The organism is Micromonospora fulviviridis, from assembly GCF_014648395.1.
Classification (GTDB): domain Bacteria; phylum Actinomycetota; class Actinomycetes; order Mycobacteriales; family Micromonosporaceae; genus Micromonospora; species Micromonospora fulviviridis.
Window position 1 is genome coordinate 969,744 of record NZ_BMRA01000001.1, and the last position, 10,124, is coordinate 979,867.

9 protein-coding genes and 1 riboswitch are annotated in these 10,124 nt (G+C 71.8%); of the genes, 4 read left to right on the plus strand and 5 right to left on the minus strand.

The features are described from left to right. The first annotated feature begins 15 nt into the window (after nucleotides 1-15). Nucleotides 16-999, plus strand: coding sequence for a zinc metalloprotease (locus IEY96_RS04860; protein ID WP_189193541.1), 984 nt, complete (start codon nucleotides 16-18; stop codon nucleotides 997-999). Between the two features lie 65 nt (nucleotides 1,000-1,064). On the opposite strand, the gene IEY96_RS04865 is transcribed toward IEY96_RS04860, so the two are convergent. Next, nucleotides 1,065-1,610, minus strand: coding sequence for a pyridoxamine 5'-phosphate oxidase family protein (locus IEY96_RS04865; protein ID WP_189193542.1), 546 nt, complete (start codon nucleotides 1,608-1,610; stop codon nucleotides 1,065-1,067). 78 nt (nucleotides 1,611-1,688) lie between these two features. Here IEY96_RS04865 and dcd point away from each other — a divergent pair, with 78 nt between their 5' ends. Then, on the plus strand, nucleotides 1,689-2,267 hold the full coding sequence (dcd, locus tag IEY96_RS04870) for a dCTP deaminase (RefSeq protein WP_189193543.1): 579 nt from the start codon (nucleotides 1,689-1,691) through the stop codon (nucleotides 2,265-2,267). Nucleotides 2,268-2,327: 60 nt separating this feature from the next. Here dcd and IEY96_RS04875 read toward each other — a convergent pair whose 3' ends face one another. Next, entirely contained in the window at nucleotides 2,328-3,308 is a 981-nt protein-coding gene (locus tag IEY96_RS04875; protein ID WP_229791376.1) for a C40 family peptidase, read from the minus strand. A 70-nt stretch (nucleotides 3,309-3,378) separates the two neighbouring features. Then, a riboswitch (cyclic di-AMP (ydaO/yuaA leader) is annotated at nucleotides 3,379-3,514 on the minus strand. Between the two features lie 256 nt (nucleotides 3,515-3,770). Between IEY96_RS04875 and IEY96_RS04880 the strand changes: the two genes are divergently transcribed. Continuing rightward, nucleotides 3,771-5,777, plus strand: coding sequence for an N-acetylmuramoyl-L-alanine amidase (locus tag IEY96_RS04880; protein ID WP_229791377.1), 2,007 nt, complete (start codon nucleotides 3,771-3,773; stop codon nucleotides 5,775-5,777). A 64-nt stretch (nucleotides 5,778-5,841) separates the two neighbouring features. Here IEY96_RS04880 and IEY96_RS04885 read toward each other — a convergent pair whose 3' ends face one another. The 3 genes from IEY96_RS04885 to IEY96_RS04895 all read right to left on the minus strand — a co-directional run bounded on the left by IEY96_RS04885 (nucleotide 5,842) and on the right by IEY96_RS04895 (nucleotide 9,327). Beyond that, nucleotides 5,842-6,843, minus strand: coding sequence for a C40 family peptidase (locus tag IEY96_RS04885; RefSeq protein WP_189193546.1), 1,002 nt, complete (start codon nucleotides 6,841-6,843; stop codon nucleotides 5,842-5,844). A 179-nt stretch (nucleotides 6,844-7,022) separates the two neighbouring features. Further along, the gene (locus IEY96_RS04890) at nucleotides 7,023-8,027 is read right to left on the minus strand and encodes a hemolysin family protein (protein WP_189193547.1); all 1,005 of its coding nucleotides are present in this window, start codon (nucleotides 8,025-8,027) and stop codon (nucleotides 7,023-7,025) included. Next, nucleotides 8,020-9,327 carry a hemolysin family protein gene (locus tag IEY96_RS04895; protein WP_189193628.1) on the minus strand — a complete coding sequence of 436 codons (1,308 nt, stop codon included), beginning with the start codon at nucleotides 9,325-9,327 and terminating at the stop codon, nucleotides 8,020-8,022. Before IEY96_RS04895 ends, IEY96_RS04890 begins: the two co-directional genes overlap by 8 nt. A 107-nt stretch (nucleotides 9,328-9,434) precedes the next feature. Between IEY96_RS04895 and IEY96_RS04900 the strand changes: the two genes are divergently transcribed. Continuing rightward, complete coding sequence (locus tag IEY96_RS04900; protein ID WP_189193548.1) at nucleotides 9,435-10,109, plus strand: GOLPH3/VPS74 family protein; 675 nt, start codon at nucleotides 9,435-9,437, stop codon at nucleotides 10,107-10,109. Nucleotides 10,110-10,124 lie beyond the last annotated feature (15 nt).

The following is a 10,124-nucleotide window of genomic DNA, read 5'->3' on the forward strand; positions in this document are numbered from 1 at the left end:
GAAAGAGGTGGGCCCATGGGACTGCGTCCCAACCTGCTGACCCGGCGTACCGCCGGCGTCGCGTCGACGACCCTCGCGCTGCTGCTCAGCACCGCCGCTGTGGGCGTCGTCCCCGCTGCTTCGGCCTTCTCGGCAGCCCCCGACGCGTCCTGCGTCGGACCCGCCGACGTCCACTCGGACGCCCGGGTCAAGAAGGGCGGCACGGCCAAGCTGGACCCGAACGAGCTGACCGCCAAGCAGGTCCGCGAGCGCGACGCCGACCTGGCCGCGGCGCTGCGTGAGCGAGCCAACTTCCGCGCCGGCGCCGGGGCCACCCCGCTGGCCACGGTGACCATCCCCGTCGTCGTCCACGTCATCCAGCGGGACAGCACCCGGGCCGGCGGCAACATCCCGGACTCGATGGTGACCCAGCAGATCGATGTGCTGAACAAGGCGTACAGCGGTGCCACCGACGGCGCCGCGACCGCCTTCAGCTTCCAGCTCACCAAGGTGCACCACGTCACCAACGCCGCCTGGTACCCGATCGTGCAGGGTTCCTCGGCCGAGCGCTCGATGAAGACCTCGCTGCGCGAGGGCGGCAAGAACACCCTCAACGTCTACCTGGGTGAGCTGAGCGACGACCTGCTCGGCTGGGCCACCTTCCCGCAGCGCAAGCTGAACAGCATGGACGGCGTGGTCGTGCTGAGCGAGTCGCTGCCGGGTGGCACCGCCACCAACTACAACCAGGGCGACACCGGCACCCACGAGATCGGCCACTGGCTGAACCTCTACCACACCTTCCAGGGTGGCTGCTCCGGCTCGGGCGACAGCGTCTCCGACACCCCGGCCGAGGCCTCGCCGGCCTTCCAGTGCCCGACCGGTCGCGACACCTGCACCACCGCCGGCCTGGACCCGATCACCAACTTCATGGACTACACCTACGACTCGTGCATGTACCAGTTCACCCCTGGTCAGGCGAGCCGCATGCTGACCGCGTGGAACGCCTACCGCGCGGCCTGACCGACCCGCACGACAAGCCGGTGCCGGTCCCGTCCTCGGACGGGGCCGGCACCGGCCTTTTCGGCTCAGGCCGCCGGGCGGCGGGTGTCGAAGCCGTGCCGGCCGCGCCGGCCTTCCGGGGTGAGCGGGTCGCGCCGGGCCGGTGCGCCCGCCCCCGGGTCGAGCCAGACCCGCACCTCGGGCCGGCCGCCGCCGGGGCGCGCCACCTGGTCGCGCCGGGTCAGCATCGCCACGTCGACGGTGAACTCGAACAACCGCCAGTCGCCCTGCGGCGCGGCCCGGCCGATCCGGGCCACCCGGGCCACCGTCGCGGGGTCGGTCACCGGGCGGGCCCGGCCGGCCACGTAGGCCTCGTCGTCGCTCTCCTCCGGCGGAAAGGAGTGCAGCGCGAAGCGGCCGTCGCGTTCGAGGTCGCGGCGCTTGGGCGAGTCGATGACGAAGCACCAGAGCCCGTCGTCGGTGATGACCGGGGAGACCGGGTGCACCCGCGGGCCGCCGTCGGCGCGGACCGTGGCGAGGTAGCCGAAACCCGGCCCGTACTGCTGCAACAGGAGGCGGATCTCGTCGGCGAGTCGGGGCTCGTCGGCGGCGAATTCGGACCAGGAAGCCATGCGGACATTCTATCGAACAGGTGTACGAAGATGTAGTCCGACACGCAGGTCACCCGTACCGGTCGCTATGGTGTTCCGATGCTGCTCTCCGACCGCGACCTGGTCTCCGAGATCAAGGCGGGCACGCTCGCGCTGGAGCCCTTCGAGCCCACGCTGGTGCAGCCGTCGAGCATCGACGTACGTCTGGACCGGCTGTTCCGGGTCTTCAACAACCATCTCTACACGCACATCGACCCGTCCGTGCAGCAGGACGACCTCACCTCGATGGTCGAGGTGCCCGAGGGCCAGCCGTTCGTGCTGCACCCGGGCGAGTTCGTGCTCGCCTCCACGCTGGAGGTGATCTCGCTGGGCGACCAGCTCGCCGGGCGCCTGGAGGGCAAGTCCAGCCTGGGCCGGCTCGGCCTGCTCACCCACTCCACGGCCGGCTTCATCGACCCGGGCTTCTCCGGTCACGTCACGCTGGAGCTGTCCAACGTGGCGAACCTGCCGATCACGCTCTGGCCGGGCATGAAGATCGGCCAGCTCTGCATCTTCCGGCTCTCCTCGCCGGCTGAGCACCCGTACGGCTCGGCGATCTACGGGTCGCGCTACCAGGGGCAGCGCGGGCCGACGCCGAGCCGGTCCTGGCAGAGCTGGCGCACCTGGCCGACCCGCTGACCGACCGGTAGGCCGGAACGGCGCAGGGGCCCCCGCGACACGGGAGCCCCTGCGGACCGGTCAGCCCGGGCGGCCGTAGCTGTTGATCTGGCCGTCGTCGACGCGCTTCATCGTGATCGGCTTGCCGGACTGGGAGGCGTGCACCACCCAGCCGTCACCGACGTACATGGCGACGTGGTGCAGGTCGCTGTAGTAGAAGACGAGGTCGCCGGCGCGCAGCTCGCTCCGGCTCACCCGCCTGGTCACGTCGTGCTGCTGGCGGGCGTTGTGCGGCAGCGAGACGCCGGCCTTGGCCCACGCCGCCATGGTGAGGCCGGAGCAGTCGAAGTGGTCCGGGCCGGCGGCGCCCCACACGTAGATCTTGCCGATCTGGGCGCAGGCGAACTTGACCGCGACGCCGGCCGGGCCACCGGGGTAGCCGGCGGGGCAGGGGGCCGGGCGCAGCGGGCCGCCGCCGCCGTTGCCGTAGACCTTGAGCCGGAGCTTCTGGAGCTTGACGATCTCGGCGTCGATCTGCTTCTTCTTCGCCGCGAGCTGCGCCTCGGTACGCGCCAGCTCGCTGATCATCTCGTCCAGCGGCTGCTTCTTGGCGGCCAGTTCGTCGCGCAGCTCGGCGACGGCCCGCACCTGCTCCTGCTGGCGGTTCGCGAAGCGGTCGAGCAGTGCGAGGCCGTCCACCAGCTCGCTCGGCGACCGGCTGCCCAGCAGCGCGTTCACGGTGGAGAGGTTGTTGTCGCCCTTGTACGCGTCGGCGGCGAGGCCGCCCACCTGGCCGAGGGCGGCGTCCACCCGGGCCTGGAGCGGGGCGATCTGCTTGGCGAGCGCGGCGGCCTGCTTGCGCTTGGCGGCGAGCTGCTCGCGGGTGGCGTTGACCTGTTCGATGATCGGTTCGAGCTTGTTCCAGTCCTGGTCGATCTGGCGCTCGATCTCGGTGACCGACGGTTCGGCGTGGGCCGCCGTGGCGCCACCGGTCAGGACGACGGCGGTGCCGACCAGCGCGGCGAGGACGGTGGTGATGCGGGACCAGCGGGAACGCGGCACAGCCGCCGACCGGTCGGGCGACCGGAACGACGGTGGCCGCGGGGCATGGTGTGCCACCGGGCTTCGGTACTCCTTCTTCCTGCCCGCCTACCGGGTTAGCTGACGGGTTCGGGCGGGAAGGGAGCCGCCCTACCGCAGTGGCTGCGGATTCACCCCAGGTACCTGGGTCCCCGGCTCGCCCGGAGGCGACTCGGCGGTGTCGGACCGTCACCACCCGGGTTGGACGGTGAGACTGGCGGCCGACGATTGACCAGAGTAGAGATGGCCGTTATCGATCCGCAACCCGAGACGCCGTGACACTCCGTACGACCTCACCAGGGGAATGAAGGTTTTCTTCACGTCAGATTACTTGCTGGAAAGGTATTGACCCGGAGGGTGCGCGGGGCGAGGGTGAGGACGCAGTGACCCCCATCCCTGTCTGGAGGTTCGATGCACCTCTCACCCCCGCCGTCGGGCAGACGGATGCTGCTGGCAGCCGCCGTCGCGGCGGCAACCGCGCTCGTGGCGACCGGACCGGTGGCCGCGGAACCGAGCACCACCCAACCCGCCACCGACCGCCAGGAGCAGTACGCCGCCGCCGCGGCGGAGTACGGCGTGCCGCAGAGCGTCCTGCTCGGCGTCTCGTACCTGGAGTCGCGTTGGGACACCCACCCGGGTCAGCCGAGCACCAGCGGCGGCTACGGCCCGATGCACCTCACCGACGCCCAACACATCCTCGCGACCCCGGCCAGCGGCCACGTCGACGAGGGCGAGGACCCGCGGGGCGACGACTCTCGCCCGCTCACCCTCGACCCGGCCATCGCGGCCGCGCCAGCGGAGGACGTGCTGCCGCAGGCGTCCCTCCAGACGCTCGACGCCGCCGCAGCGCTCACCGGCCTCGCCGAGGAGACGCTGCGCACCGACCCGGCCGCCAACATCCGGGGCGGGGCGGCGCTGCTCGCGTCGTACCAGAAGGAGCTGGGTGCGCCGGTCGGCACCGGCACCGACCCGGCGGCCTGGTACGGCGCGGTGGCCCGCTACTCCGGCGCGGACACCGAGGACGCGGCGGCGGCCTTCGCCGACGAGGTCTACGACCAGCTCGGCCTCGGCGCGGCCCGGACCACCGACGACGGCCAGCGGGTGACCCTGGCCGCCGCCGCGGTGACGCCGGACCAGTCGGGGCTGCACAAGCTGGGGCTGCGCCGGGCCGAGCGGCCGGACGGCCTGGAGTGCCCGGTGCGGCTCGCCTGCGAGTGGATCCCCGCGCCGTACGAGGAGTACTACATCCCCAAGACGGGCACCTGGGACTACGGCAACCACGACCTCGGCAACCGGCCGGCCCAGCAGAAGATCGAGTACATCGTCATCCACGACACGGAGGGCTACTTCGGCCCGAGCGTCAACCTGGTCAAGGACAAGACCTACCTGGGCTGGCACTACACGCTGCGCTCGGTGGACGGCTACGTCGCCCAGCACATCAAGGCCAAGGACGTCGGCTGGCACGCCGGCAACTGGTACGTCAACGCCAAGTCCATCGGCCTCGAACACGAGGGCTTCGCCGGACACGGCACCTGGTACACCGAGGCGATGTACCGGGCGTCGGCGAAGCTGGTCCGGCACCTGGCGCTGAAGTTCCAGATCCCGCTGGACCGGCAGCACATCATCGGCCACGACAACGTGCCCGGCACGGTCGCGGGCAACGTGGCCGGGATGCACTGGGACCCGGGCCCGTACTGGGACTGGTCGCACTACTTCGACCTCATGAAGGCGCCGTTCCACTCGACCGGGACCGCCCACACCGGCCTGGTCACCATCGACCCGGACTTCGCCACCAACCAGCCCGCCTTCGTCGGTTGCAACCAGCAGCCGCCGGGCGTCCCGAAGCCCACCCCGCCGGCCGCGCCGTGCCCGCTGCGCGGCTCCTCGGCGGTCATCCTGCGGACCGCGCCGAGCGCGACCGCCCCGCTGGTCAACGACCTCGGCCTGCGGCCCAACGGCACGCCGGACACCATGTACATCTCCGACCACGGCGCCCGCGCCTCGGCCGGCCAGACGTACGCGCTCGCCGACGTGCAGGGTGACTGGACGGCGATCTGGTACCTCGGTCAGAAGGCCTGGTTCTTCAACCCGGCCTCGGCGCCCACGGCCAAGTGGTCGGCGGGCTTCGTGGTGACGCCCAAGCCCGGCAAGACCACCATCCCGGTGTACGGACGGGCCTACCCGGAGAAGGAGGCCTACCCGGCCACCATCCCCTTCCAGGGTGTCTCCCCGCTCCAGTACACCTTCGTGGCCGGCCAGCGGTACGCGCTCGGCGGTGTCCTGCCCAGCGAGTACTACCGGGCGGTCTCGTTCGACGGCTCCGCCCCGGATGACCGCACCGTGGTCCGCGGCGAGACCCGGTACGTGCAGATCCAGTTCGGCCACCGGATCATGTTCGCGAACCTCGACGACGTGCTGATCCTGCCGTCGGCGATCGGCTCGACCAGCTGACGGTCCCGACGACGAAGGCCCCCGGTCCGCGTGGACCGGGGGCCTTCGTGCTGCTCGGGGTGGGTCAGTACGGCCTGCGGTAGCCGGCGACCGGCATGTAGGCCACCTTGGCGACCTGGACCGGTTTGCCGGTCCGGGGCGCGTGCACCATCAACCCGTTGCCGAGATAGAGCCCGACATGGTGCAGGTCGCTGTAGAAGAAGACCAGGTCACCCGGCCTGGCGTCGCTCGACGCGATCTTCCGGCCCTCGTTCCACTGCGCGCCCGTGAAGTGGGTGAGCGAGATGCCCGCCGCCTTGTAGGCGTACTGGGTGAGGCCGGAGCAGTCGAACGAGTTCGGGCCGGTGGCGCCCCAGACGTACGGGTCACCGACCTGGAGGCAGGCGGTCTTGATCGCGGTGCGCGCCGCGCTGCTCACCACTCCGTCGATGGCCGGGCAGCCCTCCGGGCGGATCGAGGTCACCGGCAGCATGGCGGTCAGCCGCTTGATCTCGGAGTCGATCTGCTTCTTCTTCGCCGCGAGCTCGTTGCTCTGCTTGATCTCGGTGGCGATCAGCGCGTCCAGCTTCTGCTTCTGCTTGTTGTACTTGTCCCGCACGGCGAGCACGCCGGCGATCTGCCGGCGCTGGTCGTCGGCGAGCCGGTCGAGGATGACCAGCTGCTCGGCGAGCGTGCCGGGCTTGGTGTTGACCAGCAGCGCGCCGAGATCCTGGGACGGGCCCTGGATGTAGTAGCGGGCGGCGATGTCGCCGACCTTGTTCATGGCCAGCGCCGACTCCAGTTCGAGCGGCACCATCTTCTTCTCGAGGTCGGCCGACTTCTTCTTGTTGACCTTGAGCTGGGCGCGCACCTTGTTGTACTGCTCGATGGTGGGCTCCAGCTGCTCCCACTGCTTGTCGATCTGGGCGTCGATCTCGTCCACCGACGGCGCCGCGTGCGCCGGGGCCGCCAGCAGCCCGGCGCCGACCGCGACGGCGGCGACCACGGTGAGGAGACGGCGTACCACCCGGTTGAACCCGGCCGGTCGGCCGGGGGGCTGGCTCGGGGCGTGACGTTCAGGGGGCATGGTTGCCACCGGCACGGACTCCTTTGCAACCGACCGCCGGGCGCCTCGCGAGAGGGAAGGTCGAGGCAGACGACCCACAGCGGTCGGTGCCCCACATTAGGGAAGGCACGGGGGTGGAATCAAGGCGACCAACGGTTCAATCACGTGTGCGCAACCACTTGTGTACCAAGGGTATTCATTTACTTGCCAACGATAGCCGTCAATACGTCGTCGAGAGTCACCACACCGAGCGGTCGACGGCCGTCACTCACCAGCACCATGTGCCGGCGCTCGCGCCGCATGGAGAGCAGCAGATCGGCCAGCGTACGGTCGGGCGGCACCACGGCCAGCGGCCGGTAGACCTCGGCGGGCACCGGCGCCCGGCGGCCGGCGCCCGCGTAGCCGAGCACGTCCTTCACGTGCACGAAGCCGAGCACCCGGCGGGTGGACCGCTGCACCACCGGGAAGCGGGACCGGCCGGTACGGGTGGCCAGCACCTCCAGCGACGCCGGTGAGACGTCCTCGGCCACCGTCGTCACCGTCGACCAGGGTTGCAGGGCGTCGGCCGCGGTCCGGCTGTGCAGGGCCAGCGCGCCGGTGATCCGGGCGTGCTCCTCGGCGTCCAGCAACCCCTCGGTACGCGCCTGCGAGACCAGGCCGGCCAACTCCTCCGCCGTGAACACGGTCTTCACGGCGTCGGTCGCCTCGACCCGCCACAGCCGCAGCACCTGCCGGGCCGACCACTTCATGGCCAGCAGCAGCGGCTTGGTGGCCAGGCAGAAGGCCAGCATGGCCGGGCCGAGCCAGAGCGCCGACGGCTCCGGGCCGGCCAGGGTGATGTTCTTCGGCACCATCTCGCCGACCACGGTGTGCAGGAAGACCACCACGCCGAGGGCGATCACGAAGGCCACCGGGTGCACCACCGACGCGGGCAGGCCGAGCGCCTCGAACGGGGCCTCCAGCAGGTGGGCCAGCGCCGGCTCGGCGATCGCGCCGAGGCCGAGCGAGCAGACCGTGATGCCGAGCTGCGCCCCGGCGATCATCAACGGGATCTGGTTCATCGCCGACAGCGCCCAGCGAGCCCGCTTCGACGTCGCCGCCAGCGGCTCCAGCACGGTCCGGCGGGAGGCGATCAGGGCGAACTCACTGCCCACGAAGAAGGCGTTGCCGAGCAGCAGCACAAGGGCGATCAGCAGCTCACTCACCGTCGTCGGGCTCCTCCGGGCGGACCACCCGGACCTGCTCGATCCGGTGCCGGTCGACCTCCACGACGGTGAACTCGTACCCGCTGTCCTCGACGGTCTCGCCGGGCACGGGGATGTGCCCGAGCCGGGCCATCAGGAAGCCGGCGAGGGTCTCGTACGGCCCCTCGGGCAGGCGGAAACCGGTCTGCTCGACCAGCTCGTCCTCGCGGAGCACGCCGTCCACCAGCACGGTCCGCTCACCGCCCGGCACCGTCAGCTCGACCGGGCCGAGGTCGTCCACCGCGGCCGGGTCGAACTCGTCGGCGATCTCCCCGACCAGCTCCTCGACGAGGTCCTCCACGGTCACCACACCGTCCGTGCCGCCGTACTCGTCGACCACGATGGCCAGATCGGCGCCGGCGTCCTTGAGCGCGGCCAGCACGCCGTCGAGGTCGAGGCTCTCCGGGACGTACACCGGTTCCCGGGCGACCGCGGCGACCGTCGTGGCGGCCCGGCGGGCCAGCGGCACGCCGAGCGCGTCCGGCACCCCGGCCACCCCGGTGACCAGGTCCAGCGTCTCCTCGTAGACCGGGAACCGGGTCCGGCCGGTCTGCCGGGACAGGTCCAGCAGCTCGGCGACCGTCGCGGTGGCGCGCAGCGCGATCACGTCGACCCGGGGGGTCATGGCCTCGGCGGCCCGCTTGTCGCCGAACCGGATGGTGCGGCGCAGCAGCATGGCGGTGTCCGGCGGCAGCGCCCCGGCCCGGGCCGAGATGGCCGCCAGCAACCCCAGCTCCTCCGGGGACCGGGCGCTGGCCAGCTCCTCCTGCGGCTCCACGCCGAGCCGCCGGACCAGCCGGTTCGCCGAGTCGTTGAGCAGCCGGATCAGCCACCCGAAGGTGCGGGAGAAGGTCCGCATCGGCCCGGCGGTGCCGAGCGCGGTGGGCATCGGCCGGGCCAGCGCCAGGTTCTTCGGCACCAGCTCGCCGAAGAGCATCGAGATGAGGGTGGCCAGCGCCAGGGCGAGCAGCCCGCTGAACCGTTCGGCCCCGCCGACCGGGCGCAGCAGCGGGGCGAAGAGCCGGGCCAGCGCCGGCTCGGCCAGGTAGCCGGTGAGCAGCGCGGTGATGGTGATGCCGAGCTGGGCGCCGGAGAGCTGGAAGGAGAGTTCGCGCAGCGCCCGGCGTACCGCGACGGCGCCACTGTCCCCCTCGCCGGCCCGCCGGTCGATCTCCGCGCGGTCGACGGTGACCAGGGCGAACTCGGCCGCGACGAAGAACGCGTTGCCGGCGGTCAGCAGCACGAAGCCGACCAGGGGCAACAGCGTGGTAACCAGCAGGCCGTCGATGAGCGCGATTGTTCCACGGGCCGGCACCCGACACGAACCGGCGACCGGGGCGGTGGCCCCGCACACGTAGCGTGGATCGCATGAACGACCTGCTCCTCACCGACGAACTGGTCCTGCTCGCCCACGACGACGGCGGTGCCAACCGGCTCGGCCGGCCGCACCTGGACTATGGCCTCGCCGGGGCGGTCCTGCTGGAGCTGGCCCTGGCCGGCCGGGTCGAGGTGACCGACGGCCGGCTGGCGGTGACCGATCCCACCCCGACCGGCGTGCCGCTGCTGGACCGGGCGCTCGCCACCGTCGCCGGGGACCGGCCGCGCAAGCCGAAGGACTGGATCAGCAGGCTGGGCAAGGGCCTGCCGGACCGGGTGCTCGACGGGCTGGTCGAGGCCGGGGTGCTGCGCCGCGAGTCGGACCGGGTGCTGTGGGTGTTCCCGCGTACCCGCTATCCCTCGCCGACCGGCGCGGAGCCGGCGGTGGAGACGGCGGCCCGGGAGCGGATGGTCGCCGCGCTGGCCGGCGACGGCCCGGTGGACGCCCGGACGGCCGCGCTGCTCACCCTGACCCGGGCGGTCGGCCTGGACCGGAAGCTCTTCCGTGCGCTGCCGAAGGACCGGGTCAAGGCTCGCCTGGCCGAGATCGCCGCGGGCGACTGGGCCTCCGCGGCCACCAGGAAGGCGATCGAGGAGACGCAGGCCGCCGTGCTGGTCGCCACGACCGCCGCCACGGCCGCTATCGCGACCACCACGGTCTCCTGACCGACGACGGCGGCG

Coding starts and splice junctions, on each gene's coding strand:
- IEY96_RS04860 (WP_189193541.1), top strand. CDS start 16: ATGGGACTGCGTCCCAACCTGCTGACCCGGCGTACCGCCGGCGTCGCG.
- IEY96_RS04865 (WP_189193542.1), bottom strand. CDS start 1,610: ATGGCTTCCTGGTCCGAATTCGCCGCCGACGAGCCCCGACTCGCCGAC.
- dcd (WP_189193543.1), top strand. CDS start 1,689: ATGCTGCTCTCCGACCGCGACCTGGTCTCCGAGATCAAGGCGGGCACG.
- IEY96_RS04880 (WP_229791377.1), top strand. CDS start 3,771: ATGCTGCTGGCAGCCGCCGTCGCGGCGGCAACCGCGCTCGTGGCGACC.
- IEY96_RS04885 (WP_189193546.1), bottom strand. CDS start 6,843: ATGCCCCCTGAACGTCACGCCCCGAGCCAGCCCCCCGGCCGACCGGCC.
- IEY96_RS04900 (WP_189193548.1), top strand. CDS start 9,435: ATGAACGACCTGCTCCTCACCGACGAACTGGTCCTGCTCGCCCACGAC.